General features: G+C 70.3%; 20 protein-coding genes. 16 read left to right on the top strand and 4 right to left on the bottom strand.

From position 1 onward, the window contains the following. The first annotated feature begins 111 nt into the window (after window positions 1-111). From ACZ7M2_RS12760 to ACZ7M2_RS12720, 9 genes are all read left to right on the top strand, one after another. Window positions 112-756: an HAD family hydrolase gene (locus ACZ7M2_RS12760; RefSeq protein WP_388132195.1), complete on the top strand. Its 645-nt coding sequence runs from the start codon at window positions 112-114 to the stop codon at window positions 754-756. A gap of 134 nt (window positions 757-890) precedes the next feature. Next, window positions 891-1,613, top strand: a complete 723-nt coding sequence (locus tag ACZ7M2_RS12755; RefSeq protein ID WP_471595193.1) for a VC0807 family protein — start codon at window positions 891-893, stop codon at window positions 1,611-1,613. Window positions 1,614-1,673: 60 nt separating this feature from the next. Then, window positions 1,674-2,948, top strand: a complete 1,275-nt coding sequence (locus ACZ7M2_RS12750; protein ID WP_471595192.1) for an MFS transporter — start codon at window positions 1,674-1,676, stop codon at window positions 2,946-2,948. Continuing rightward, entirely contained in the window at window positions 2,899-4,071 is a 1,173-nt protein-coding gene (locus ACZ7M2_RS12745) for an acetoin utilization protein AcuC (protein ID WP_470050200.1), read from the top strand. The genes ACZ7M2_RS12750 and ACZ7M2_RS12745 overlap by 50 nt, the downstream gene beginning before the upstream one ends. A 507-nt stretch (window positions 4,072-4,578) precedes the next feature. After that, the gene (locus ACZ7M2_RS12740; RefSeq protein ID WP_471595244.1) at window positions 4,579-5,394 is read left to right on the top strand and encodes a phosphatase; all 816 of its coding nucleotides are present in this window, start codon (window positions 4,579-4,581) and stop codon (window positions 5,392-5,394) included. A 129-nt stretch (window positions 5,395-5,523) separates the two neighbouring features. Beyond that, window positions 5,524-5,736, top strand: coding sequence for a helix-turn-helix domain-containing protein (locus tag ACZ7M2_RS12735; RefSeq protein WP_004984898.1), 213 nt, complete (start codon window positions 5,524-5,526; stop codon window positions 5,734-5,736). Between the two features lie 165 nt (window positions 5,737-5,901). Next, window positions 5,902-6,000 carry a 30S ribosomal protein bS22 gene (locus ACZ7M2_RS12730; protein ID WP_003948845.1) on the top strand — a complete coding sequence of 33 codons (99 nt, stop codon included), beginning with the start codon at window positions 5,902-5,904 and terminating at the stop codon, window positions 5,998-6,000. Window positions 6,001-6,405: 405 nt separating this feature from the next. Further along, a complete protein-coding gene (locus ACZ7M2_RS12725) occupies window positions 6,406-7,467 on the top strand; it encodes an NAD-dependent epimerase/dehydratase family protein (protein WP_352046261.1) in 1,062 nt (353 codons plus the stop codon). 14 nt (window positions 7,468-7,481) lie between these two features. After that, window positions 7,482-8,564 (top strand): lysophospholipid acyltransferase family protein, encoded by a 1,083-nt coding sequence (locus ACZ7M2_RS12720; protein WP_471595191.1) that lies wholly within the window; start codon window positions 7,482-7,484, stop codon window positions 8,562-8,564. A gap of 92 nt (window positions 8,565-8,656) precedes the next feature. Here ACZ7M2_RS12720 and ACZ7M2_RS12715 read toward each other — a convergent pair whose 3' ends face one another. From ACZ7M2_RS12715 to ACZ7M2_RS12705, 3 genes are all read right to left on the bottom strand, one after another. Beyond that, a complete protein-coding gene (locus tag ACZ7M2_RS12715; protein WP_403705644.1) occupies window positions 8,657-9,880 on the bottom strand; it encodes a DUF5667 domain-containing protein in 1,224 nt (407 codons plus the stop codon). Between the two features lie 272 nt (window positions 9,881-10,152). After that, window positions 10,153-10,932 carry an ECF subfamily RNA polymerase sigma factor, BldN family gene (locus ACZ7M2_RS12710; protein WP_054230018.1) on the bottom strand — a complete coding sequence of 260 codons (780 nt, stop codon included), beginning with the start codon at window positions 10,930-10,932 and terminating at the stop codon, window positions 10,153-10,155. 666 nt (window positions 10,933-11,598) lie between these two features. Next, window positions 11,599-12,549: an HAD family hydrolase gene (locus ACZ7M2_RS12705; protein WP_403705648.1), complete on the bottom strand. Its 951-nt coding sequence runs from the start codon at window positions 12,547-12,549 to the stop codon at window positions 11,599-11,601. Between the two features lie 128 nt (window positions 12,550-12,677). Here ACZ7M2_RS12705 and ACZ7M2_RS12700 point away from each other — a divergent pair, with 128 nt between their 5' ends. From ACZ7M2_RS12700 to hemB, 6 genes are all read left to right on the top strand, one after another. Beyond that, a complete protein-coding gene (locus tag ACZ7M2_RS12700; RefSeq protein WP_382273902.1) occupies window positions 12,678-12,977 on the top strand; it encodes a glutaredoxin family protein in 300 nt (99 codons plus the stop codon). Window positions 12,978-13,354: 377 nt separating this feature from the next. Beyond that, a complete protein-coding gene (locus ACZ7M2_RS12695) occupies window positions 13,355-14,119 on the top strand; it encodes a redox-sensing transcriptional repressor Rex (RefSeq protein WP_355310957.1) in 765 nt (254 codons plus the stop codon). Then, a complete protein-coding gene (locus ACZ7M2_RS12690; RefSeq protein ID WP_471595190.1) occupies window positions 14,116-15,873 on the top strand; it encodes a glutamyl-tRNA reductase in 1,758 nt (585 codons plus the stop codon). Before ACZ7M2_RS12695 ends, ACZ7M2_RS12690 begins: the two co-directional genes overlap by 4 nt. Then, window positions 15,870-16,892: a hydroxymethylbilane synthase gene (hemC, locus tag ACZ7M2_RS12685; protein ID WP_471595189.1), complete on the top strand. Its 1,023-nt coding sequence runs from the start codon at window positions 15,870-15,872 to the stop codon at window positions 16,890-16,892. The genes ACZ7M2_RS12690 and hemC overlap by 4 nt, the downstream gene beginning before the upstream one ends. After that, window positions 16,889-18,610, top strand: a complete 1,722-nt coding sequence (locus tag ACZ7M2_RS12680) for a bifunctional uroporphyrinogen-III C-methyltransferase/uroporphyrinogen-III synthase (RefSeq protein WP_352046267.1) — start codon at window positions 16,889-16,891, stop codon at window positions 18,608-18,610. Before hemC ends, ACZ7M2_RS12680 begins: the two co-directional genes overlap by 4 nt. Window positions 18,611-18,801: 191 nt before the next feature. Next, a complete protein-coding gene (hemB, locus tag ACZ7M2_RS12675) occupies window positions 18,802-19,815 on the top strand; it encodes a porphobilinogen synthase (protein ID WP_471595188.1) in 1,014 nt (337 codons plus the stop codon). Here the strand turns inward: hemB and ACZ7M2_RS12670 are convergent. Further along, a complete protein-coding gene (locus ACZ7M2_RS12670; protein ID WP_471595187.1) occupies window positions 19,809-20,537 on the bottom strand; it encodes a DUF4232 domain-containing protein in 729 nt (242 codons plus the stop codon). The two genes, hemB and ACZ7M2_RS12670, sit on opposite strands and share 7 nt — an antisense overlap. A gap of 210 nt (window positions 20,538-20,747) precedes the next feature. Here ACZ7M2_RS12670 and ACZ7M2_RS12665 point away from each other — a divergent pair, with 210 nt between their 5' ends. Further along, window positions 20,748-22,100, top strand: a complete 1,353-nt coding sequence (locus ACZ7M2_RS12665; protein WP_471595186.1) for a helix-turn-helix domain-containing protein — start codon at window positions 20,748-20,750, stop codon at window positions 22,098-22,100. Window positions 22,101-22,102 lie beyond the last annotated feature (2 nt).

Raw genomic sequence — 22,102 nt, 5'->3', positions numbered from 1 at the left:
AGGGGGGACCCTGTGGGAGAGTAGGACGCCGCCGAACTAATTGTAGGGAGAACCCCCGTACCGGGAAATCGGTACGGGGGTTTTCTGCGTTCGGGGGTCTAGTGTTTTGTCATGCGCTATGACTTGGTGATCTTCGACAATGACGGCGTCCTCGTGGACAGTGAGCCGATCTCCAACACGATCCTGGCCGCCTATCTCACCGAACTCGGGCACCCGACCTCGTACGAGGAGTCCATCCGGGACTACATGGGGTCTGCCATGCACCGCATCCACGAGCTCGTCCAGGAGCGGAGTGGGCAGCGGCTGCCGGAGGAGTTCGACGACGTCTTTCACGGGCGGGTGTTCGCCGCCTTCGAGCGGGAGCTGCAACCCGTTCCCGGTGCCGTGCAGTTGCTGGAGAAGCTGGCCGCGGACGAGGTCCCGTACTGCGTGGCCTCCTCCGGGAGCCATGAGCGGATCCGGGTGGGGCATCGGAAGACCGGGCTCGACCGATGGTTCGACGAGGGGCGTGTCTTCAGTTCGCAGGATGTGGGGCGGGGCAAGCCGGCCCCCGATCTGTTCCTTTACGCGGCGGAGCGGATGGGTGTGGCGCCGGAGCGGTGTGTCGTCGTGGAGGACAGTCCGCTCGGGGTGCGGGCGGCGAACGCCGCGGGGATGGACGTGTACGGGTTCACGGCGATGACGCCGGCCGCCAAGCTCACCGGTGCCACTCAACTCTTCTCCGAGCTGGGCGAGTTGGCTGACCTGCTCGTATGACGGCACCCATCGCGCGGCACTGACATTTGTCACGCCGAGCTCCGGACGATCGTTTCTGTTGGCGAGTGGGGTCCGACCGCGAAGCTGAGTACATCGGAACGGGACGTACACAGCGACGACGGAGGGACCCGATCATGAGCATCACGGCCATCGAGACCAGCACGGGAGCGACCACGGTCGAGGCGCCGGCCGCCACGAGCGCCGATGCCGCCGCCAGGCCCAGTTTCCTGCCGCTGATCCTCGACGTGGCGGTGCCCGTCGGGTCGTACTACCTCCTCAAGAACGGGTTCGGCATGAGCACCATGGCGGCCCTCGGCTGGAGCAGTGTGGTGCCGGCGGTGCGGACCGTGTGGGGCGCGGTGAAGGAGCGCAAGGCCAACGCTCTGGCCGGGCTGATTCTGGTCGTCAACGTCGTCGGGCTGGCCCTCAGCCTCGTCGCCGGTGACCCGCGGCTGATGCTGGCCAAGGACAGCGGAGTCAGCAGCGTGATCGGCATCGGCATCCTGGTCTCCGTGAAGCTCGGCAGGCCGATGATGACGGCGGGCATGAAGCCGTTCCTCATCAAGGGCGACGCGGCCAAGAACGCCGCGTGGGACCGGCTGGCGGCCGGCTCCGAGCGCTTCCGGAAGGCCGAGCGGTCCTTCTCCCTGGTCTGGGGCGTGGTGCTGCTCGCGGAGTGTGTCGCGAGGGTCGTGGGCGCGTACACCCTGCCGGTCGACACGATGGTCTGGCTGGGCACGGTCGTGATGGTCGGTGCGATCGCGGTGGCCATCCTGGTCAGTGGGCGGCTGGCGGTCGTTCCGATGGAGAAGCTGCTGGAGAACGAGGCCGCCGGGACCGTCCAGCCGAAGAGTTGAGCAGAATTCATCTTCGGTTGGATCTACCCACCGGTAAGCCAGGGCCCTACGCTCGCCGCCATGACAGATGTGCTGCGGCGCGGTAGGGCCTCTTTGGCGTTCAGCTTCTTCGCTCAGGGCGCCACCTTCGCTCTGCTCGTGACGCGCATTCCGGCCATCCAGGACCGGTACGGCGTCTCCGACGCGCTGCTGCCCGCGTTCCTGGCCGCCGTGCCGATCCTCGCCGGGGTCGGCAGCGTGACGACCGAGCAGCTGGTGAAGCGAATACGGCCCAGTCGGCTGCTGCGCTGGTCCCAGCCCGTTGTGCTCCTGGCGCTGCTCGGGGTCGGGTCGGGGAACCGGCTGGTCGAACTGGCGGTCGCGCTCGGCGCCTTCGGGCTCGCGGTCGGTGCGCTCGATGCGTCCATGAACATGCTCGGGGTGAGCCTCCAGCGGACGTACGGGCGCAGCATCATGCTCGGTTTCCACGCCACGTACAGCCTGGGCGGGATCGTGGGCGCCTCGCTCGCGTGGGTGGGGGCGCACTGGCATCTCTCGCTCTTCGTGTCCTATCTGCCGGTGGTGCTCGTGCTGCTGCCGGCGGCGTTCGTGGGGAGTCGGTGGTACGTCGACGGGGGCGCCGCCTCTGGTCTTGAAGCCGGTGTCGATGCCGGTGTCGATGCCGATACCGGTGTCGATGCCGATGCCGTGGCCGGGAAAGGGCAGGGAGAGAGCGGGGCCCTGGTCTTCAGGCTGCTGTTGCCGCTGTGCCTGGTGATGACGTTCGCGTATATCGGGGACTCGACGGTTTCAAACTGGAGTGCGAAGTATCTGCAGGATGTGCTGGGCAGTTCGGAGCAGTTGGCGACCGTTCCCTACAACGTCTACATGGTGATGACGCTGGTGGGGCGGGCCGTCGGGGACTTCGGGGTGCGGCGGTTCGGGGCGGTGGCCGTCGTACGGCTGGGGGCGGTCGTGGCGGCGCTGGGGTTCGCGGTGGTGGCGGTGGCGCCGGGGGCGTGGGTGGGGATGCTCGGGTTCACGTTGCTGGGGCTGGGGTTGTGTGTGCTGGTGCCGCAGACGTTCGCGGCGGCCGGACGGTTGTTTCCCGGGGCTTCGGACGCTGCCATCGCACGGCTGAACATCTTCAATTACGTCGGGTTCTTGATCGGTTCGCCGTTGGTGGGGGCGTTGGGCGACGCCTGGAACTACCGGGGCGCCATGCTTGTTCCGATGGTGTTGGTCCTGGCGACCTTGGGGTACGCCCGCTCGTTCGCCCCCGAACCGGACCGATACGGTGACGGACATGAGCGGCCGCGCACAGCTGATGTGGGACGAGGCAGTAACGGGCTATGACTTCGGCCCGGACCATCCGATGGATCCGGTCCGACTGGCGCTGACCCGGCGACTGGTCGATGCCTTCGGGCTCGATCGGGAGGTGGATGTCGTCGCGGCGAAGCCGGCCGGGGAGTCGACGTTGCGGCTCGTGCATCGTGAGGACTATGTCGAGGCGGTCAAGGCCGCGTCGGTGGATCCGGGGGCCGCGGACGCCTCGTACGGGCTCGGGACCATGGACGATCCCGCCTTCGCGGGAATGCACGAGGTGTCGGCGATGATCGCCGGGCAGTCGGTCGGGGCGGCGGAGGCGGTGTGGCACGGGGACGCGCTGCACGCGGTGAACTTCGCGGGTGGGCTGCACCATGCGATGCCGGGTGGGGCGTCCGGGTTCTGCATCTACAACGACGCCTCGCTCGCGATCGCGCGGCTGCTGGAGCTGGGGGCCGAGCGGGTCGCGTACGTGGATGTCGATGTGCACCACGGGGACGGGGTGCAGACGGCGTTCTGGGAGGACCCCCGGGTTCTGACGATCTCGCTGCACGAGCATCCGCGGACGCTGTTCCCGCAGACCGGGTGGCCGGAGGAGACGGGGGCCTCCTCGGCGGAGGGCTCCGCCGTCAATGTCGCGCTGCCGGCCGGGACCGGGGACGCGGGGTGGCTGCGGGCGTTCCACTCCGTGGTGCCTGAGCTCGTCGCCGAGTTCCGGCCGCAGGTGCTTGTCACCCAGCATGGTGCCGACACCCACTTCGAGGACCCGCTCGCTCATCTCGCCGTCTCGCTCGACGCGCAGCGGGCCGTGCAGGTCGCCTGTCACGACCTGGCGCACGAGTACGCCGACGGGCGGTGGGTCGCGTTGGGCGGGGGCGGGTACGCGGTCGTGGACGTCGTGCCGCGGTCGTGGACGCATCTGGTCGCGGTTGCGGCGGGGCGGCCCATCGATCCCGAGACGGTGATTCCCGAGAGCTGGCGGCAGGAGGTCTTCGCTCGTACGCGGCAGTTGGCGCCCGTGCGGATGACGGACGGGCGGTGGCCCGTGTCCTGGCAGGGGTGGGAGTCCGGGTACGACCCGGCCGACCGTCTCGACCAGGCGATCGTTGCGACGCGCCGCGCGGTGTTCCCCCTACGGGGCCTCCTGCCCTGACCTTTCTTCGCCCCCGCCGCCCCTACCCGACCCATCCCCAGGGACTCCGCCCCTTCGCCCCCGCCGGGGCTGTGCCCCTGCACCCCCTGGGGGCTGCGCCCCTGGATCCCCGCCGGGGTTGCGCCCCTTTGCCCCCTGGGGCTGCGCCCCTGGATCCCCGCCGGGGTTGCGCCCCTTTGCCCCCTGGGGGCTGCACCCCGAATCCCCGCCGGGGCTCCGCCCCTGCACCCCCTGGGGCTGCGCCCCTGGATCCCCGCTGGGGCTGCGCCCCTGCACCCCCAGGGGGCTCCGCCCCCGAATCCCCGGCGAGGCTCCGCCCCTTCCCCCCTGCGGGGCTGCCCCCCCCCCGCACCCCCCAGCCCCGCCGACGGCGTGCTCCAGTGGTCCGTCTGGGGCTGTGCCTGAGGGTTGTCGGGGGATAGGGGGCAGAGTGTGCATTACGCCAACTGTGGGGCGTTTTCGGGAAATTCGGGGTGAAGAGGGGGCATGTGCGTCAGCATCGCTGTCGTGTTGAGCACCGGAGCATTACGTGCGCACCTGCTGGCGGCCCGGTTGGCCGGGCCCGTTGCCACCTCGCGTGAGGAGAGTCTGCGGAGTTATCGGCTCTTCGCGGCCCGCGATCCCCGGGTACTGCTCGGGCTCGATCCCGAGTGGACGTGGGAGCAGCGGGATCTGATCGAGTTGATGGCCGACAAGTGTGGCGTTTCGGCCGATCCGGCGTACATGAGTGGGCATGATGTGATCGACCCTGAGCGGACTCTGGTCGCGCTCGATTCCTTCGCGGCGCGGCTCGGAACGGCGGCCCGCAAGCGCGAACCGGTACTCCTCGGAACCGGTCACCCGCACCGTCTGCTCGGTTTCTACGCCGCCCTTGCGGACGCCCTGTCGGCGGCGGGATGTACCGTCCTCACCCCCGCGCAGGGTAGCTCTGTCGACATAACGACCCGGTTCGGCCTACGCACGTACAACCTTGACTACGTACAAGGTGTCGCGCTGGTACGCGAACCCCGGGCGCAAGCCCCCGGTGGTGCGACCGGCGCACATACCCACTCACCGCTGCCGGTTCGGACCGTTCTGGCGGCCGCCGCGGAGGGTGGCGGACCGCTCCCGGAACTCGTCATCGGGGACCACGGCTGGGTCTGCGGAGCAGGTCAGCTGGGGTTCGAGGCCATGGGTCTTGCCGATACGGACGATCCTGCGCTCTTCGTCGGAGAGGCAGAGGGGCAGGTGTCCGTCGTCGTTCCGCTTGATGACGCTGTGCGGTCTGATTACTACCGACCGCTTACTCGCTATGTACTCAATCGAGCGTGTCTGTCACAGTAGGCGGCCGATGCCATCTCCTCTTCCCCACTCGCATCACCCGCCCCTACATTGGGGAGTGAGCACGCAACGACGAAGAGTCACCGGAAGGGGAAGCCGGTGGCCGTCGAGTGCGGAAGGTTCAGGTGTGTCATGGCTGCAGCTGGCGAGAGGCCTCTGAACGAGGTTCAGTTCCTTACCGTGGCGGAAGTCGCCTCGGTGATGCGAGTGTCGAAGATGACCGTGTACCGCTTGGTGCACAGCGGTCATCTGCCGGCGATCCGGGTGGGGAGGTCCTTCCGGGTGCCGGAGCAAGCGGTTCACGAGTACCTCCGCGAGAGCTATGTGGGGGTGGAGACAGCCTGACGGTTGCTTCGAGGGGTTCCCGAGAGGCCCTTGTGGTCGCCTCGGGAATCCACTCGGATCCCCTCGATTACGACCTCAGCGCTCGGACGGGTAGGCTGGCCCCTCATAGGTCGTGTGGGCCCATGCAGCCCAGCACCGAGTAAAGAGAAGTGAGCGAGGGTAGTCGTGGGCTCTGTTATCAAGAAGCGGCGCAAGCGGATGGCCAAGAAGAAGCACCGCAAGCTGCTCAAGCGCACTCGCGTTCAGCGTCGCAACAAGAAGTAAGACCGTGCCCCGCATCGCCGGGGCTCGTCCTTACGCTTGTGCGAGCGCTGCGAACGGCGCGCTCTGTGGCCCCCCACCGGCCGGTGGGGGGCCATAGCCGTTTTCCGGCCAGGATCTCGGCGTACCGGCCTCCGCCGTCGCGGCGGCTTTCGCCCAGAGCGGGTACTTTCCGTGGGGAGCGGCGCGCGTCTCCTGCGCGGGGGGCCTGGAGGGCGATGCTGTGCATACGCCCATGTGCCGTGTGGCTTGGTCTGATCGTATGTTCGTGGCTGTCGTCACTTCGTGCATCGGGTGGTCATCACAGCGCAACATCAACCCGCTAGGTTGGCGGCACACGGGGAACACGGCAGGGTACGAGCAGAGCTACGTCGGCTCACGTCCAGAACGGGAAGAGAGGCGCTGATCTTGGGGAAGGTCGTGCTCGTCACCGGAGTGGCCCGTCAGCTGGGAGGCCGGTTCGTACGACGGATCCAGCGTGACCCTCAGGTGGACCGGGTGATCGCCGTGGACGCGGTGCTGCCCGAGCATCATCTGGGCGAGGCCGAGTTCGTCCAGGCCGACATCCGCCAGCCCACGATCGCCCGCGTGCTCGCCGAGCACTCCGTCGACACGGTCGTCCACATGGACGTGACGGGCATCGCGCTGGGCGGCGGCAGCCGGACGACGGTCAAGGAGACCAACGTCATCGGCACCATGCAGGTGCTGGGCGCCTGCCAGAAGTCCCCGTCGGTCAAGCGGCTCGTCGTGAAGTCCAGTACGAACGTCTACGGGTCCGCGCCGCGAGATCCGGCCGTGTTCACCGAGACCACCCCGCCCAAGTCGCTGCCCAGCGGCGGCTTCGCGAAGGACACGGTGGAGGTCGAGGGGTATGTGCGTGGCTTCGCGCGGCGGCGGCCCGACGTCGCCGTGTGTGTGTTGCGGTTCGCGAACATCCTCGGGCCGAGCGCCGACTCGCCGCTCGCCTCGTACTTCGCGCTGCCGGTGCTACCGACCGTCTTCGGTTACGACCCGCGGCTGCAGTTCGTGCACGAGGACGACGTGATCGAGGTCCTGCGGCTCGCCTCGCACGATCCGCAGCGCGGCACGCTCAACAGCGGCACCTTCAACATCGCCGGAGACGGCGTCCTGTTGCTCTCGCAGTGCGCTCGACGCCTGGGCCGCCCCACGGTGCCGCTGTTGCTGCCGGCGCTCAGCTGGGCGGGCACGGCGGTGCGTACCCTGGGCGTGACGGACTTCTCGCCGGAGCAGCTGCGGCTGCTCACCCACGGCAGGGTCGTGTCGACGAACCAGATGCGCGAGACGCTGGGTTACAAACCGAGATACTCGACCGCGGAGACCTTCGCGGACTTCGCACGCAGCCGGGGGCCCGGACTCCTGCCCCCCGAGGCCCTCGCGGGGGCCGTCGACCGGATCGCCGCGCTGCGTTACGTGGGCGGCGGCCACCCCCCGACACTGAGCGCCAACTGAGGAGCGCATCGACGATGGCGGACGCCAAGGTCATTCCGTTCGACGACGACCGGTCGCGCGGGGGTGCTGTGCAGCGCCCGCCGCGGCGGCGGGCCGCGGGGAGCCGGCGCAAGGGCGACCCCGTGGTGGTACGTGAGGTCCAGCCCCTGCCCGGCCGGACCTTCCCGCAGGATGATGTTCCTGTGACGCGTGAGGAACAGCCGTCTCAGCCGTCGACGCCGGACAACGCGCCGTCGACATCACAGGCGCGGGTGGGCGGCGGGCTGGAACGGCGTGTCGCCGGTGGCCTCGCCTTCCTGCGCCGGCGCCTCACCGGTGACTACGAGATCGACGACTTCGGGTACGACCAGGAGCTCACCGAGCAGGTCCTGATGTCCCTGATCCGGCCGCTGTACGAGAAGTACTTCCGGGTCGAGGTGAAGGGCATCGAGAACATCCCGACCGACGGCGGCGCGCTGATCGTCGCCAACCACTCGGGCACCCTCCCGCTGGACGGCCTGATGATGCAGGTCGCCGTCCACGACAACCACCCCGAGAGCCGCCATCTGCGCCTTCTCGCGGCCGACCTGGTCTTCATGCTGCCGGTGGTCAACGAGCTGGCCCGCAAGGCCGGGCACACCCTGGCGTGCGCCGAGGACGCCGAACGGCTCCTGGAGCGCGGCGAGCTGGTCGGTGTGATGCCGGAGGGCTTCAAGGGCATCGGCAAGCCGTTCGGCGAGCGCTACAAGCTCCAGCGCTTCGGCCGGGGCGGGTTCGTGTCGACGGCTCTGCGGCAGGGCGCCCCGATCATTCCGTGCTCGATCGTCGGCGCGGAGGAGATCTACCCGATGATCGGCAACGCGAAGACGTTGGCGCGGCTGCTGGGTTTCCCGTACTTCCCGATCACGCCGACCTTCCCGTGGCTGGGTCCGCTGGGCGCCGTCCCGCTTCCCACGAAGTGGACGATCCAGTTCGGCGAGCCGATCCCGACGGACGGCTATCCGCCGGAGGCCGCCGAGGACCCGATGCTGATGTTCAACCTGACGGACCAGGTCAGGGAGCAGATCCAGCACACGCTGTACAAGCTGCTGGTGCAGCGCCGGTCGGTCTTCTTCTGACGGATGTTCCGCCGGACATTCCGCCGGCGATGGACGTACGTGGCTGGGGGCGCCCTTCCTGAGAAGGGCGCCCCCAGCCACGTAGCGCGGAATTACCTGCTGTCCTCGCTGTCGATGCCCAGGCCCGGCAGGAGACCGGGCAGCAGCGGGGGCAGGGTGACGTCCGGCGCGCCGCTCGTCGGGCTGGACTTGCCGGCCGACGGGGACGAGCTGGTGGTGTCCTTGGGCGGGTCCAGGAGACCGCCCGTGGTGCCGCCGAGCAGGCCCTCGCCGGTGCTGCTGGAGCTGGACGGATTCGGCTTGCCGCTGCTGTGGCTGCCGGTGGTGGAGCCGCTGCTGGCGCTGGGCGCCGGACGGCCTGTACCGGACGACGAGCCGGGGGCGTCCGAACTGGCACCCCGGTGACGGCCCGTGCCCTCCTTCGCCGGAGCCCCCGGGAGCAGCGGGTCGACCTCTTCGTCTATGGCGGCGAACACCGACGAGACCTGCTGACTGACGTCGCCGAGCTGGACGGGCAGCCGGTCGCGCAGTGCGCCCCAGGCCTCGCGGTGCGACTGGGCGAAGGCGGACAGGGCCTGGATGGGGCCCAGTGAACCGTCCCGCTCGTATGCCTCGTACAGCAGGCGGTGGCCCTCGGAGGCGTCGTGCTGCATGCCCGACAGGGCGCGGCGGATCTCGCCCAGGGACTCGTGGTCGAGGTCGCCCGAGCGGCCGCGCTCCATCAGCCGGCGTGCCTCGCTCAAGCGTGTGGACGCCTGGTCGAGGTAGAGCTCGCCGCGGTCGCTGTCGCCGTGGGCCAGGCCCAGTTTGATGTCCTCCATGCCTCGTTTGAGCCCGTAGAGCGAGTCGCCGGGCAGGGCGTCGGAGCTGGCGGCCGCCACGCCGCCGAAGGCTCCCGCGGCCACGCCCACGGTGAGCCCGCCCGCGGCCAGGCCCTTGGACAAACGCGAACGCGGTCGCAGCTTCCCCAATCCGGTCGCCCGGTGTGCGCCCCGTGCCCGGTGCGAGCGCTGCTCGGGCACGGAACGGTCCGGGCCTTCGCCCCCCGCGGCGGTGCCTTCCAGCAGCATGGCCTCCATCGCTGCCACGAGCTGTGCTCGCTGCACGACCTTGACCTCGGGGTCCAGCTCCGGTTTGGGCAGCTCGCCGAGACCGGTGGCGAGGGCCAACAGCAGGCCCTGCTCGGTCTGTTCCGACGCAGCCTGGGACGGTGCCGATCCATCGGGCTGCTCGGCCGCCGTGCCCTGGTCGGACTGCTCCTCCAGGGCCTGGGCGAAGGCGTTCGCCCGCCGGTGTGCCGATACGTTCGCGATCACTGGCGGCACCTCCTCTCGTCAAGACGGTCGACTCCCCAGGGGGTCCTGAGGGTTGCACGCCCCGAGCACATCCACACGATCGAGTGATCGGCGATGGCCGGGTCGTGACCACAGGGAGCCTGTATCCCGCACAACGAGCGTCGCGGCACTTGGGTTACGGACGACGGATGATCGGACCGTGAAGTCAACGGACTTTCACGGAAGGTGAGTTGAGCGTCGCTGAGTGTGTGGGATCACGGGGGTGTTCGTACGGGCCGGTGTTCGTACGGGTTTCAGCGGGCGTCGTCCGGGAGGAGCCGTGCCAGGGTACGGACGGCTCGGTACTGGAGAGTTTTGATCGCGCCCTCGTTCTTGCCCATCACCCGGGCGGTCTCGGCGACCGAGAGCCCTTGCAGGAAGCGCAGGGTGACGCACTCCTGCTGCTGGGGGTTGAGCCGTCGTACGGCGTCGAGCAGGGCCGCGTTCGACAGTGACTCCAGGACGGAGTCCTCGGGGCTTCGCTCGACCTCGTTCGCGTCGAGCATTTCGCCGGTGGTCACTTCGAGTCGGAATCGGCTCGATTTGAAGTGGTCCGCGACCAGGTTGCGGGCGATGGTGACCAACCAGGCGCCGAAGTCGCGGCCCTGCCAGGTGAACGTTCCGATGCGGCGCAGGGCGCGCAGGAACGTCTCACTGGTGAGGTCCTCGGCGGTCGCCTTGCCGCCGACGCGGTAGTAGATGTAGCGGTACACGGTGTCGCTGTACTGGTCGTAGAGGCGGCCGAAGGCGTCGGCCTCGCCGGCCTGGGCGCGCTCGACCAGATCCATCATCCGGGCGCTGTCGCTGTCTGCGGCCGGGCGGCGTGCGGTGGGCGTGGCGGCCGAGCCCGAGCGGCCTCGTCTGCCGACCGCCGCGCTGCCCTCGGCCAGGGCGTAGCAAGGGCCGAGGGGCGCGGGGACGGCGGCGAGGGCGGGGACGGCGTACGCGGTGGGGACGAAGCCGCGCAAGCGGTCCAGGACCGTTGCGCGCAGCGTAGCCAGGCCCGAGGCGTCAACCCCGACGTGTGAGTACACGGGACTCCCAGAGGCAGAGCTTCCATCACGTGCAGTGCGGGACCGTTCACCCGTCGTAGCGACGGAGGGGTACCGGTTTGCGTCTGAGGAGAATAACGCTTCGTACAGGCAGCGCTACACCGAGTTGCTCAAATCATCGATTACGTCGCTTCTGTAACCGATTGACGCCTGATCAAGTGCCGGACAGTGACCGGTTGTTGATCGGATGGGTTCGGGTTCCGTCTGGGTGCGGGGCGTGTTGTGGCCGTGTGGGGGGTGGCGTGACTGGGTGGGGGGTCACGGGGGTAGGACAGGGGATTGGCCGGCTTCCGGTGGGGTGTCCTGGGCTGCTTTTCTCGCCCCCGCCGCCCCTACCCGTCCCATCCCTGGGGGCTCCGCCCCCAGACCCCCGGGTGGGCTTGTTGACTGCGGGTGGGTGGGGGCTTGGCGCGCAGTTCCCCGCGCCCCTGGGGGGCGGGGCTGCGCCCCAGCCCCCACCGGCCGACGGCCGAAGAGTGTCGGGCGGGCGGGGGATCCGGGGCGCAGCCCCGCTTTAGGGGTGCGGGGAACTGCGCGCCAAGCCCCCACCGGCCGGTGGCCGAAGGGTGTCGGGTGGCGGGGATCCGGGCGCAGCCCCGCTTTAGGGGTGTGGGGAACTGTGCACCGAGCCCCCGCTGACCCCGGGGGTCAGCGGCGGCGGCGGTGGAGGGCGATGGCGGCGGCTGTGCCGCCGGCCACGGCGCCGACTCCGGCCGCGGCGGGGATGCCGACCTTCGCGGCCTTGCGGGCCGTGCGGTAGTCGCGCAGACGCCACTCGAACGTACGAGCGTGTTTGCGGAGTTTCGTGTCCGGGTTGATCGCGTAGGGGTGGCCGACCAGCGACAGCATGGGGATGTCGTTGTGGGAGTCGCTGTAGGCGGCGCAGCGGGACAGGTCCAGGCCCTCGGCGGTGGCCAGCGCGCGGACCGCCTCCGCCTTCGCCGGGCCGTGCAGGGGCTCGCCCACCAGCTTGCCCGTGTAGACGCCGTCCACCGACTCCGCGACCGTGCCCAGCGCACCGGTCAGGCCCAGCCGGCGGGCGATCACCGTGGCGATCTCCACGGGGGCCGCCGTGACCAGCCAGACCTTCTGGCCCGCGTCCAGGTGGGCCTGGGCGAGGGCGCGCGTACCGGGCCAGATGCGTTCGGCCATGTACTCGTCGTAGATCTCCTCGCCGATCGACATCAGCTCCGCGACCCGGTGGCCCTTGACGATCGACAGTGCCGAGTCACGGGCGTCCTGCATGTGTTCGGGGTCCTCGACGCCGGCCAGCCTGAACCACGCCTGCTGCCAGGCGAATCGGGCGAGGTCGCGGGTCTCGAAGAACTTCCGTTTGTACAGGCCCCGGCCGAAGTGGAAGAGGGCGGCGCCTTGCATCACGGTGTTGTCGAGGTCGAAGAAGGCCGCGGCCTTCTCGTCGCCGAGGACCGGGAACTCCGGTTCCTGGTCGGGCGCGTCGGCGTCGGGCGCGGCGTCGTGGGCTAGTTCCTCCAGTTCCTGGGAGGACTTGCGCGCTGCCTCCGCCGAGGCCTCGCCTGCCAACACGCTCCGCGCGGTGGCGGAGCGCCTACGGGGAGTGAGCCATCCGAGAGCGGCCATGTCGTGAGCATAGCCAGTTTGTTCGGAGCTTCCGGAGTCGAGAGGATGCGAGGCTGTGAACTCTCCGCGACCGAGCCGTTAAAGAAGTCGTCCGACCGGCATCTCCGGGCCGCGCGGGTGGCGGGAGAATGACCCGTATGAGTTCCATGTTCCGGCGCGGTGGGCGCCGTACGACGCAGAAGGCACCCTCGGAGCGGCTGGTCACGCTCATCAGGAAGCCTGGTTGTCATCTGTGTGATGACGCACAAGAAGTGGTGGAGAAGGTGTGTGGGGATCTCGGGGTCCCCTGGGAGCACAAGGACATCACCGAGGATGAAGGGCTTCACCGTGCCTACTGGGAGCAGATCCCCGTGGTGCTGGTGGACGGGGCGCAGCACACCTTCTGGCGCGTGGACGAGGCGCGGCTGCGCAAAGCCCTCGCTCCGTAGCGGCCCGGTGTGGCGCGGCCTTGGAGGGCGGGGCGCGGCGTGGTGTTCCGTCCGGATTGTGTCGTGATCGGGTCCGGACCCCGTCCTGACCGGTGAGTCCAACGGGTCCGGAAAGTCGCCTAGGATCGACGGCGATTGGTCTCGGGGGCGGGATTCGTTGAGGAGAGTGTGCGGTTTTGCCCCCTTCAGGAGCGGAACGAAGTGGTGCGCGCGCCGGTTCCATACCGGTGCGCCGGGAGTGCGTGACCCCCGTCACGTTGCCCGGGCAAATCGGACACCATCTTTGTGCACGCGTTCACAAAGACATAGCCTGCATTCGACGGGGCGGTCTAGGTACGTGTGACCGCCTGCAGCCCCGCGCTACCCGCAGGAGCACCGTGGCAACTGGCCGAACTCACCGACCGGCGACCCGCAGCCGAGGGATTCCCGAGGCCACTGTCGCCCGGCTTCCGCTGTACCTCCGAGCCCTCACCGCACTGTCGGAGCGCTCGGTACCCACGGTCTCCTCCGAGGAGCTCGCGGCCGCGGCGGGGGTCAACTCCGCGAAGCTGCGCAAGGACTTCTCCTACCTCGGCTCCTACGGGACGCGTGGTGTGGGGTACGACGTCGAGTATCTCGTGTACCAGATCTCCCGTGAGCTGGGTCTGACCCAGGACTGGCCGGTAGTGATCGTCGGTATCGGTAACCTCGGCGCCGCGCTGGCCAACTACGGCGGGTTCGCCTCCCGTGGTTTCCGGGTCGCCGCGCTGATCGACGCCGATCCGGAGATGGCCGGAAAGCAGGTCGCCGGGATCGCCGTGCAGCACAGCGACGGCCTCGAGAAGATCATCGACGAGAACGGCGTCTCCATCGGCGTCATCACCACCCCTCCGGGCGTGGCCCAGCAGGTCTGCGACCGCCTGGTCGCCGCCGGAGTCACCTCCATCCTCAACTTCGCGCCGACCGTCCTGTCCGTCCCGGACGGCGTCGACGTGCGCAAGGTCGACCTCTCCATCGAGCTGCAGATCCTCGCCTTCCACGAGCAGCGCAAGGCCGGCGAGGAGGCCGAGGCCCAGGCCGGTGCCGCCGCCGTGGCCCAGGCCGCCCAGGAGGACGACGGCAAAGGTCCTGACGGGGACGTCCCCGCCGTGATGCCGGCATGAGTCTCCTCGTCGTCGGGCTGAGCCACCGCAGCGCCCCGGTCAGCGTCCTGGAGCGGGCCACGCTGAACACGGACGCCCAGATCAAGCTGCTGCAGGACACGGTCGCCGCCGAACCGGCCGCCGAGGCCACACTGCTCGCCACCTGCAACCGCATTGAGCTGTACGCCGACGTGGACAAGTTCCACGCGGGCGTCGCCGAGCTGTCCACGCTGCTCGCCCAGCACAGCGGGGTCGGCCTCGACGAGCTCACCCCCCACCTCTACGTGCACTACGAGGACCGGGCCGTCCACCACCTCTTCTCGGTGGCCTGCGGGCTCGACTCGATGGTCGTGGGCGAGGGCCAGATCCTCGGCCAGATCAAGGACGCGCTCGCCACCGCGCAGGAGCTGCACACCGCGGGCCGGCTGCTGAACGACCTGTTCCAGCAGTCGCTGCGGGTCGGCAAGCGCGCGCACTCCGAGACCGGCATCGACCGCGCCGGGCAGTCCCTCGTCACCTTCGGCCTCCAGCAGCTGTCGGCCGGCGCCGCCGTCGACGCCTGGGCCAAGGGCAAGAAGGCCCTCGTCATCGGCGCGGGCTCGATGTCCTCGCTGGCCGCGGCGACGCTCGCGCGCGCCGGAGTCTCCGAGATCGTCATTGCCAACCGCACGCCGGAACGCTCGGAGCGGCTCGCCCAGATCCTCAACGAGAACGAGGGCGGCGACACGGACGTGCTGGCCCGCGCGGTACCGATGGATTCGGTGCCGGTCGAGCTGACACGTGCCGACATCGCCATCTCGTGCACCGGCGCCACCGGGCTCGTCCTGACGGCCGAGTCGGTCGTGGCGGCCGTGGAGGGACGTACGGGAGAGTCCGTGGTCACGGTGAAGCCTGCCGCGCGGGGTGCCGACCTCGGCCGTACGGCGTCGTCGACGGCCGTGGGCGCCCCGGTGCAGCTCGCTCCCACCAGCGTCGGCAGCGACGACGACTGTCCGCTCGACCTGTCCGCCGTGCAGGGCACGGCCGGCTTCTCCGTGCTCGGCGAGGCCGCCGTCGCCGGAATGGCCGCCGCCGAGCTGGAGCAGCACGCGGCCTGGGTGGACAAGGGCGATGTCGCGGCCCGTGCCCCGCGCGGGACGGCCGTACTCGACCCGGAGGCCGACGCCGACGCCATCGCCGCGCTCGTCCTGGCCGTCGCCACCGTCGGCCGGGTGCCCGAGCGCCGCAGGCCCGAGCCGGTCGCCGAGGCCCCCCGGCCCGCGCCCGTGCTCGCGCTGCTCGACCTCGCCATGCCCCGTGACATCGACGCGGCCGTGCACCGGCTGCTCGGCGTGCGGCTCGTCGACATCGAGTCGCTGGCCGAGGCGTCCGCGGACGCGCCGATGGCGGCGGACGTGGACCAGGTGCGGAGGATCGTTTCCGACGAGGTGGCCGCCTTCAGCGCCGCCCAGCGGGCCGCCCACATCACCCCCACCGTCGTGGCGCTGCGCACCATGGCCGCCGACCTCGTCGCGAGTGAGATCGCGCGGCTCGACGGGCGGCTGCCGGACCTCGACGACAAGGAGCGGGGCGAGATCACGCAGACCGTGCGGCGTGTCGTCGACAAGCTGCTGCACGCGCCGACCGTACGGGTCAAGCAACTCGCCGCCGAACCCGGTGGAGCCGGGTACGCGGACGCGCTGCGAACCCTGTTCGACCTGGACCCCGAGACGGTCGCCTCCGTCTCGCGGGCCGAGAACAACAACGAGAACGCCAAGAACCGAGGGCGAGCATGAGTGAGCCACGTGAGCCACGTGCGCCGCAGGGGCAGGCTGGAGCGCCCCAAGGGCGACCAGATGAGAAGGCGGCACTGAGGCTGGGGACCAGGCGCAGCAAGCTCGCCATGGCCCAGTCCGGGCTGGTGGCGCAGGCCGTGAGCCAGGTGACCGGCAGGCCCGTCGAGCTCGTGGAGATCACGACGTACGGCGACACCTCCCGTGAGCACCTCGCCCAGATCGGCGGCACGGGCGTCTTCGTCACCGCGCTGCGCGAGGCGCTGCTGCTCGGCGAGGTCGACTTCGCCGTGCACTCTCTGAAGGACCTGCCGACCGGGCAGCCCGACGAGCTCGCGCTGGCCGCCGTGCCGCTGCGCGAGGACCCGCGTGACGTGCTCGTCGCCCGCGACGGGCTGCGCTTCGAGGAGCTTCCGGACGGCGCGCGCGTCGGCACCGGTTCGCCGCGCCGGATGGCCCAGCTGAACGCGTACGCCCGTAACCACGGGATGACGATCGAGACGGTCCCGATCCGTGGGAACGTCGACACGCGGATCGGATACGTACGCAGCGGGGAGCTCGACGCCGTCGTGCTCGCCGCAGCCGGCCTGGGCCGCCTCGGGCGGATAGAGGACGTGACGGACTTCCTGTCCGTCGACACCGTTTTGCCCGCCCCCGGCCAGGGGGCACTGGCGATCGAGTGTGCCGCGGACAACGCGGATCTCGTCGCCGCGCTCGGAGAACTCGACGACCCGTTCACCCGGGCCGCCGTGACCGCCGAGCGGTCCCTGCTCGCCGCCCTGGAGGCCGGCTGCAGCGCACCCGTGGGTGCTCTCGCCGACCTTTTGGCCGACGGGCAGATTGTCAAGGAGATGCGCCTGCGCGGCGTCGTCGGCACGACCGACGGCACGACGCTGGTGCAGCTGTCCACCACCGGTCCCGTGCCCGAGACACATGACCAAGCAATGGCGCTCGGCCGTGAACTCGCCGCCGAGATGCTTGCCAAGGGCGCGGCCGGTCTGATGGGGGAGCGAGCACATTGAGCCCCACCAACCTTCCCGCCGGTCCCGAACACGGGCACGTCACCTTCCTCGGTGCCGGACCCGGAGATCCGGGACTACTGACACTGCGCGCCGTCGAGGCGCTGGCGAACGCGGATGTTCTCGTCGCCGAGTACGAGGTACTCGACATGGTCCGCGTCCATGCCAGACAAGGCGTCGCCGTACTGAGTACGAATGCGGACGGGGGGACGCCTTTGGGCACGTCTTCCAGTACGTATCCGGGCACAGGCACGCCTCAACTAGCGGTTGTTGACGCTGTGTCAACGACCGCTGGTGACCCCGCGTTGAGGGACGCTGCCAATCTTGTCATGGAGGCCGCGCGGGGCGGCAAGCGGGTCGTGCGTGCGGTGTCCGGTGACCCCGGGCTCGACACGTACGCCGCCGAGGAGATGCTGGCCTGCGCCGCCGCGGGCGTGCCGTTCGAGGTCGTGCCGGGTGTCGCCGCGGCCGTGGGCGTGCCGGCATACGCCGGTGTGCCGCTGCGCGACGCGCAGGGCGCCGACGTGCGGTTCGTCGACGGACGTACGGCGTCCGACCGGTGCTGGGCCGAGGTCGGGGCGTCGGACGGGACGGTCGTCGTCTCGTCGACGCTGGACTCCGTGGCCGCCGCCGCGGGCGAGCTGGTCGCGGCGGGTCGCAAGCCGGACACGCCGATGACGGTGACGATCGCCGGTACGACGACGCGTCAGCGGACCTGGTCGGCCACGCTCGGGACGATCGCCCAGACCCTGAAGCAGGCGAAGGTGCTGCCGTCCCCGGACGGGGGGCGCCCGGTGATAGCCGTGGTCGGTGAGCGTTCCGCCGCGGCTCAGCGTGAGCAGCTCTCGTGGTTCGAGTCCAAGCCGCTGTTCGGCTGGAAGGTGCTCGTCCCGCGGACGAAGGAGCAGGCGGCCTCGCTCTCCGACCAACTGCGGTCCTACGGAGCCGTGCCGCACGAGGTGCCGACGATCGCCGTCGAGCCGCCGCGGACGCCGCAGCAGATGGAGCGTGCGGTCAAGGGCCTGGTGACGGGCCGCTACGAGTGGATCGCCTTCACCTCCGTGAACGCGGTCAAGGCCGTGCGGGAGAAGTTCGAGGAGTACGGGCTCGACGCGCGGGCCTTCGCCGGGATCAAGGTCGCGGCGGTGGGCGAGCAGACGACGAAGGCACTGGTCGCCTTCGGCGTGAAGCCGGATCTGGTGCCGAGCGGTGAGCAGTCGGCCGCGGGCCTTCTGGAGGACTGGCCGCCGTACGACCCGGTGTTCGACCCGATCGACCGGGTGTTCCTGCCGCGGGCCGACATCGCCACCGAGACGCTGGTCGCGGGGCTCATCGACCTGGGCTGGGAGGTCGACGACGTCACGGCCTACCGGACCGTACGGGCCTCGCCGCCGCCGGCGGACACGCGGGAGGCGATCAAGGGAGGCGGTTTCGACGCCGTGCTCTTCACGTCGTCCTCGACCGTACGCAATCTCGTAGGCATCGCGGGCAAGCCGCACAACGTGACGGTGATCGCCTGTATCGGTCCGGCCACCGCCAAGACGGCGGAGGAACACGGGCTGCGGGTCGATGTCATGGCTCCGGAGCCGTCCGTGCACAAGCTGGCCGAGGCGTTGGCGGACTTCGGTCTCCGGCGGAGGGCTGCCGCCGCGGAGGCGGGGGATCCGGTTACTCGGCCGAGTGAGCGGAGGCCGGGGGCGCGGAGGCGTCGTACGACGTAAGGGCGCGTAGGGGTGCGTAGGGGGTATGAGGGCTTCGCCCCTCATACCCCCGGTGTTATTTCGGCTGCGGGTGGGTGGGGGCTGGTCGCGCAGTTCCCCGCGCCCCTGGGGCACCGGCCGTCAGCCGAGCGAACCGGGTACCGGCACGGTGTCGGCAAGGGGGGTCGTGAGGCGGGCGTAGCGTAGAGGGCATGACGAAGTACGGATCCTTCCCCGGTACGCGGCCGCGGCGGCTGCGTACGACGCCGGTCATGCGGCGCATGGTCGCCGAGACCCGGCTGCACCCCGCCGACTTCATCCTCCCCGCGTTCGTACGGGAGGGGGTGAGCGAGCCGGTTCCCATCGCGACGATGCCCGGCGTCGTGCAGCACACGCGCGACAGCCTGAAGAAGGCCGCGCTGGAGGCCGTGGAGGCCGGGGTCTCCGGGATCATGCTCTTCGGCGTGCCGGAGGACGCGAAGAAGGACGCCGTCGGAACCCCCGGGACCGACCCGGAGGGGATTTTGCAGGTCGCCCTCCGTGACGTGCGCGCCGAGGTCGGCGACGAACTGATCGTCATGTCCGATCTGTGTCTCGACGAGACCACCGACCACGGGCACTGCGGAGTGCTCGACGCGGAAGGCCGCGTCGACAACGACGCGACCCTGGAGCGGTACGCCGAGATGGCCCAGGTCCAGGCCGACGCCGGGGCCCACGTGGTGGGGCCCAGCGGGATGATGGACGGTCAGATCGGGGTCGTCCGGGACGCCCTGGACCAGATCGGGCGCGAGGACGTCGCGATCCTCGCCTACACCGCGAAGTACGCCTCCGCCTTCTACGGGCCCTTCCGGGAGGCCGTGGCCTCCTCGCTGAAGGGCGACCGCAAGACGTACCAGCAGGACCCCGCCAACGCGCGGGAGTCCCTGCGGGAGTTGGCCCTCGATCTGGAGGAGGGGGCCGACATGGTGATGGTGAAGCCGGCGGGACCGTATCTGGACGTCCTGGCGCGGGTCGCGGACTCCGTCGACGTCCCTGTGGCCGCCTACCAGATCTCCGGCGAGTACTCGATGATCGAGGCGGCGGCCGAGAAGGGCTGGATCGACCGCGACAAGGCGATCCTGGAGACGCTGACCGGCATCAAGCGGGCCGGCGCCCAGAACATCCTCACCTACTGGGCCACCGAGGCCGCGCAGAAGCTCCGGCAGGGCCTGGCAGCCGGTCAGTAGGCCAGCGCGTCGTCCAGGCTCTGCTGCCAGTACGTCACCGTGAGCTTGTCGTCCACGTACACGCCCTTGGACGGGAGCGCCGGGGTCGCGCTGCGGCCCTTGGCGAAGCCGACGACGAGGGTCTTGGCCGTGTAGCCGTTGTCGCCGCTGCCGTCGGCGGCCGAGAGCAGGACGCCCGCGTAGCCGGACTCGCCCGGGGCCAGTGTGACGACCGCCTGGGGGTGGGTCGACTCGGCGACCGGCGGGACCGACTGGGCCTCGCCGAAGCGGGCGATCGGGTAGCCGGTCAGATCGCAGTTCCTCGCACCGATGTTGGTGACGCTGAGGAGCATGTGGTTGAGGGGGCGGGAGACCTCGGTCGCGGTGGTCTTGGTGTTGGCGCCGTTGCAGGCCGGGTTCCGCGTGGTCGTGGTGCCTCCGCCGTTCTTGCCCGCGGAGCCGGAGCCGCCGTTGCCGCCCGTCGTGTTGGTGCCCGGAGTGGCGGTGCTTTTGGGGACGGCCGTCGAGCCCCCGGTCTCACCCGCCGGCTTCGCCGTCGTACCGCCGTCGGCCGTGGAGCCGGTCGGCTGCGACGAGGAAGACGAGGAAGACGAGGAATTGGACGCGGCGGACGGACCCTCGTCACGTACGCCCTTTCCGTTGTCGCACGCCGTGAGGGCGAGCGCGGCGAGCGCGACCGTCGTGGCGGCGAGGAGACGGGTGCGGGCGGTGCGTGCGGACATGGGTGAGCCCCCTGTGGGTGTGGCTGGTCGGTGGCCGCTCGACCGGTCGAGGGGAGCGGCGTGCTTGGATGACCACAGCTTGTCGGTTGATCCGTCCCGGGCGCCACGGTTGCCGGGAGATGCGGGACGCCGGAACGTTCGTAGGGGGTCTGACCAGGGGGAATACCGGCCCCCTGGAACGGGGACCGGGACGCGGGGGATGGAGGAACGGTGGACGGGGACGAGTTCGCGGGGCTGCTGCGGGAGCTGAAGGAGCGGTCCGGACTCAGTTATGGGGTGCTCGCGAGGCGGCTGCACGTGAGTACGTCCACGCTGCATCGGTACGTCAACGGGGACGCCGTACCGACGGACTACGCACCCGTGGAGCGGCTCGCGCGTGTGTGCGGGGCGACTCCCGAGGAGCTGGTGGAGCTGCATCGGCGGTGGGTGCGGGCGGATGTACTGCGGGGGCAGAAGGGGGCGTCCGCGGCGCCCGTGACGGATGCGGCGCCTGTGACAGATGTGGTGCCTGTGGCGGATATGGAGTCCGTGGCGGACATGGAGTCCGTGACGGGTGCGGCGGTCGTGACGCCGGTGGGGGCGGAGGGCTCCTCCGGGGAGCCGGGTGTGGCGTCGGAGGGCGTCGGCGGGCCCTCGGATGAGGCTTCGAGCAGGGGGCGGCGACGGCGTACGGTCCTCCTCGCCTCGGTCGCCGTCGTCGCGGTGCTCGCGTCCGCCGCGCTCGCGGTGCGGTTCGTGCCGGGCGGCAAGAGTGACGGGAGCGGGGGGCGGGAGGTCCTGGGGGCCGCCGCGTCGTCCGGTCCCGGGGAGAGTCCGCGGGGGACGGCGTCGGCCGGCGGCAAGCACCGGGAGCCGTCCGCCTCGGTCAGCGCCTCCGTCTCCGCCTCGCACGTCGCTGAGCCCGGGGCGTCCGTCGCGACGGCGGCTTCGGGTGGCAGTACGGGCCAGGACATCGCCGACGGCGCCACCGCGCCCCTCGTGGCCGCCAACCCGTACAAGTGGGACGGCCCGTGCAGCCAGCACTACCTGGTGAACCGGAAGGCCGAGCAGGTGCCCCCGCCGCCGAACGAGTCGGACGCGCGCGGGTGGGTCACGGCGCTCGGCGGGGTCGCCGGTCAGGAGCAGATGCTCGCGCTGACCGTGCAGGGGACCGGGAAGGCCACCGTGGTCCTGGACGGGCTGCACGTGCGGGTGGTGGGGAAGAACGCGCCGCTCGCCTGGAACGACTACGCGATGGGCGTCGGCTGCGGCGGCGGCGTGGAGACGAAGTCCTTCGCCGTGGATCTCGACGCGGGGCGGCCCGTGACCACCCCGAAGGCCGGGCAGCGGGACTTCCCCTACAAGGTCAGCGAGTCCGATCCCGAGGTCTTCTACGTCTTCGCGGACGCGCGGGCGCACGACGTGAGCTGGTACCTGGAGCTCGACTGGTCCAGCGGAGCGCGCAGCGGCACGGTGCGTATCGACGACAACGGGAAGCCGTTCCGGACGAGCGGGAATGTGGGGCGGCCCGCGTACGACTACCCGCTGGGCGGCAGCGAGTGGGGGACGGCCGCGACAGGTTAGCC

This window comes from Streptomyces sp. NPDC111507 (assembly GCF_055638955.1).
This window is presented reverse-complemented; position numbering and strand designations above follow the sequence as displayed.

Bases quoted from the DNA above. Each gene is read 5' to 3' on its own strand.
- ACZ7M2_RS12745 (WP_470050200.1), top strand. From the start codon at position 2,899: ATGAGCGGCCGCGCACAGCTGATGTGGGACGAGGCAGTAACGGGCTAT.
- ACZ7M2_RS12760 (WP_388132195.1), top strand. From the start codon at position 112: ATGCGCTATGACTTGGTGATCTTCGACAATGACGGCGTCCTCGTGGAC.
- ACZ7M2_RS12720 (WP_471595191.1), top strand. From the start codon at position 7,482: ATGGCGGACGCCAAGGTCATTCCGTTCGACGACGACCGGTCGCGCGGG.
- ACZ7M2_RS12755 (WP_471595193.1), top strand. From the start codon at position 891: ATGAGCATCACGGCCATCGAGACCAGCACGGGAGCGACCACGGTCGAG.
- hemB (WP_471595188.1), top strand. From the start codon at position 18,802: ATGACGAAGTACGGATCCTTCCCCGGTACGCGGCCGCGGCGGCTGCGT.
- ACZ7M2_RS12750 (WP_471595192.1), top strand. From the start codon at position 1,674: ATGACAGATGTGCTGCGGCGCGGTAGGGCCTCTTTGGCGTTCAGCTTC.
- ACZ7M2_RS12690 (WP_471595190.1), top strand. From the start codon at position 14,116: ATGAGTCTCCTCGTCGTCGGGCTGAGCCACCGCAGCGCCCCGGTCAGC.
- ACZ7M2_RS12700 (WP_382273902.1), top strand. From the start codon at position 12,678: ATGACCCGTATGAGTTCCATGTTCCGGCGCGGTGGGCGCCGTACGACG.
- ACZ7M2_RS12705 (WP_403705648.1), bottom strand. From the start codon at position 12,549: ATGGCCGCTCTCGGATGGCTCACTCCCCGTAGGCGCTCCGCCACCGCG.
- ACZ7M2_RS12670 (WP_471595187.1), bottom strand. From the start codon at position 20,537: ATGTCCGCACGCACCGCCCGCACCCGTCTCCTCGCCGCCACGACGGTC.
- hemC (WP_471595189.1), top strand. From the start codon at position 15,870: ATGAGTGAGCCACGTGAGCCACGTGCGCCGCAGGGGCAGGCTGGAGCG.
- ACZ7M2_RS12735 (WP_004984898.1), top strand. From the start codon at position 5,524: ATGGCTGCAGCTGGCGAGAGGCCTCTGAACGAGGTTCAGTTCCTTACC.